The 2,311-nt window shown below is 72.9% G+C and carries 2 protein-coding genes; both read left to right on the top strand.

Going from position 1 to position 2,311, the window contains the following annotated elements:
- On the top strand, positions 1-1,269 hold a 1,269-nt coding region (locus tag AWZ10_RS09915), incomplete at its 5' end, for a serine/threonine-protein kinase (RefSeq protein ID WP_482258097.1).
- A gap of 154 nt (positions 1,270-1,423) precedes the next feature.
- The coding region (locus AWZ10_RS09910; protein WP_159058241.1) for a serine/threonine-protein kinase at positions 1,424-2,311 on the top strand (888 nt) is incomplete at its 3' end.

Genomic DNA, 2,311 nt, shown 5'->3' with positions numbered 1-2,311 from the left:
GCGCTCGCCGCCGAGCGGGCACGGCAGGCACGGATGGCCGTGGTCGGGCCGGTCACGGAGCGGTGGGCGCCGGAGCAGGCCGGGCCGGTGCACGAGAACTGGCAGCTGGCGGCGCCGATCGGGCCGTCGACGGATCTGTGGGCGCTCGGGGCGCTGCTGTTCCGGGCCGTGCAGGGGCACGCGCCGTACCCGGAGGAGAACACCGCCGAGCTGGTGCAGATGGTGTGCGCGGAGCCCCCCGCGTTCGCCGAGGAGTGCGGACCGCTGCGGCCGGTCGTGGAGTCCCTGCTGCGCCAGGACCCCATCGAGCGGCTGGACTTCGAGGAGCTGCGCGGCTGGCTGCGTTCCCTGGTGCGGTCGGCGCCCGAGCCCGAGGCCGGTGCGCATGTCGTGCCGACGCCGCCCGTGGACGCGAGCCGGTTGCCGATCGTACGGCGGCGGGGCGAGCTCGTCCGCCGACGCCGGGCAGGACTGCCCGCGACCAGCGCGCACGCCCGCCACAAGCGCACCCGGGAGAAGCCCGCGCAGCCCCGCAAACTGGGCCGGAACCTGCTCCTGCTGATCCTGCTCGCGCTGGTGGCCGCGGTCACGTACGCCATGGTGTTCATGCCGAAGGCCGCGCCCAGCAGCGAGGGCGGTGACACGAGCAGCCGTACGGACAGCGCCGGGCAGCAGAGCTCGGCGCCGGTGGCGAGCAGTGAGCCCCGGCCCGACCAGAACTCCAACTCGCCCGACGGCGGCGAGGAGGGCCAGAGCGGGGCGAGCCCGTCGGAGTCGTCCGGTGCGACGCAACCGCAGACAGGTGACTCCGAGGTCGCCCAGGGATTCACTCTGCGCAAGGACCCCGAGGGGTTCCAGGTCGCCGTCGCCGACGGCTGGGACCGCAGCGCCAAGAACGGGCGCGGGCAGATCGTCTACTCGCAGGGCGACTTCGAGCTGATACTCGTCCCCGGGCGGGACCGCACGGCGACGTACGGCAGGGATCCGCTGAAGTACCAGCGGGAGGACGAGCGCGAGTTGCAGCCGTTCCGTGACTCGTCCTGGGCCACGTCCACCGGGATGCGGCTGATCGAGGTGGGCGGGGTGACCTCGGCCGAGGGACAGTTCACCTGGCAGGACTCCGAGGGGCGTGGCGTCTACGTACGGAACCTCGTGATCCTCCTCGACGGGCGGTACCACGTGGTGCAGTTGCGAGGGCCCGAGGCGGAGCGGGACGAGGTCACGCGGCTGTACGAGCAGGCGGCGGACACGTACAAGGCGACCGGTTGAGCGGCTGTTCGGCCCTGCCGCGGAGGGTTGCGCTCCGGTCGCGGAAGCGAGAACCGTCACAGTGCTGTCCCTGTGCGGCCCGGCCGGTTCCCCGGGCCGCGGGCCGCTCCCTAGTCTGAACCTGTCAAGAACATTGCGGGGCAACGTGAATCAGATGCAGGGGCTGCTCCTCGCGGGGCGCTACCGGCTCGTCGACACGATCGGCAGCGGTGGCATGGGACGGGTCTGGCGTGCGCACGACGAGGTGCTGCACCGGGCCGTCGCGATCAAGGAGTTGACGGCCGCGCTCTATGTCTCGGAGAACGAGCAGGCCATCCTGTTGCGGCGGACCCGGGCGGAGGCGCGCGCGGCGGCACGGATCAACCACTCGGCCGTCGTCACCGTGCACGACGTGCTGGAACACGACAACCGGCCGTGGATCGTCATGGAGTTGGTCGAGGGCGTCTCACTGGCCGACGCGGTCAGGGAGCGGGGGCGCGTCGAGGCACGCGAGGCGGCGCGGATCGGGATGTGGGTGCTCCGTGCGCTGGGCGCCGCCCATCGGGCCGGTGTACTGCACCGCGATGTGAAGCCGGGCAACGTGCTGCTCGCCGAGGACGGCCGGGTCCTGCTGACCGACTTCGGCATCGCGCAGGTCGACGGAGACACGACCATCACACGGACCGGTGAGATCGTCGGTTCCGTCGACTACATCGCCCCCGAGCGGGTGCGCGGGCACGACCCCGGGCCCGCCTCCGACCTGTGGTCGCTGGGCGCCACGCTGTACACGGCGGTCGAGGGCAAGTCGCCGTTCCGGCGCACCACACCGCTCACCACCATGCAGGCCGTGGTGAGCGAGGAGGCCGCCGAACCCGTGGACGCCGGGCCGTTGGGGCCCGTCATCACCGCGCTGCTGTGCAAGGACCCGGCCGTACGGCCCGCTGCCGAGGAGGCCGAGCAGATGCTCGCCGAGGCGGCGGAGGGGCGTCGGCCACGGGTGGCGCAGGCGTATGTGCCGACCCGGCAGCAGCCGGGGGGCGCGGGGGACGGCGCGGGCGGTGCG

Source organism: Streptomyces europaeiscabiei (genome assembly GCF_001550375.1).
GTDB lineage: Bacteria > Actinomycetota > Actinomycetes > Streptomycetales > Streptomycetaceae > Streptomyces > Streptomyces europaeiscabiei.
The sequence above is the reverse complement of the archived record's forward strand: the minus strand, read 5'-3'. Positions and strand labels throughout refer to the sequence as shown.